Here is an 819-nt window from a genome sequence, read left to right on the forward strand (position 1 = left end):
TAATGCTCGAGCAGCGCGGCGTAGCGAGCGGTGAAGTCCTCTTCCTGCTGCAGGTTCTTGAACGCCGCCGACAGGCTGTCGGTGCGATGTTCACGCGGACAGCCGCCAGCCTGCCAGAGCGCATTCTGCAAGCCGCCAGACAGCGCTTCGAAGCTCTCGCCGCTTTCAACAACGCCAGCGTATTCCCAATGCGAGAACGCGAGCACGAAGTGATACAGCCGATGATCGAACGGCGCGCCGGCGATCGTGACACGGAGATCGCGCATGTCGGTAAAGTCCGACAGCCCCTGCACGCCGGGCAGATGCTCCTGAGGGAAGAAGACCTCTTTGCTCGGGCCCTCAATTGCGCGCCACTGGCTGACGCGTCGCTCCAGCGTTCGACGCATGCTATCCGGACACCGATCGGGGTGAGCTTCCTGCAGCTTGGCCAGCAACGTAACAGCCTTCAGACGCGGTGCATGGCGCAGCAGTGGCACCACCTCCGTCTCCCAGACGTCAGCGAACGGATCGGATCGGGTGCGCCACGTTCTCGACGCTCTCTGCGACGGCAGCGGCGCACCGCGCTCGATTCGACGCGCCGTTCGAACGCTCATGCCAGCCATGGCCGCTGCGACTTCTTGGGTGTGATGTTTGCGCTTGTTCATATAGAGGCGGACCTGCTGGTCCGTAATGTAGGTTCCGGGCATGGCTGTTCTTCTTTTGGAAGACGATCAGCCATCCTAAAACCCCATCCGTCCGGCGCCGCCGGTGGGGAAGCGCCTACGGCGGCTACGCCGCCTTCGTCGTTTCCCCACCGGCCAAGGTAATTGTCGTCAAACC

The 819-nt window shown here is 62.8% G+C and carries 1 protein-coding gene; it reads right to left on the bottom strand.

Going from position 1 to position 819, the window contains the following annotated elements:
- Positions 1-686 (bottom strand): IS21 family transposase (locus AC3IFE_RS01610; protein ID WP_489189395.1); only part of this gene is annotated, 686 nt, incomplete at its 3' end.
- Between the last annotated feature and the right edge of the window lie 133 nt (positions 687-819).

The sequence above is a fragment of the Burkholderia sp. APQ4-4ca genome (assembly GCF_057837105.1).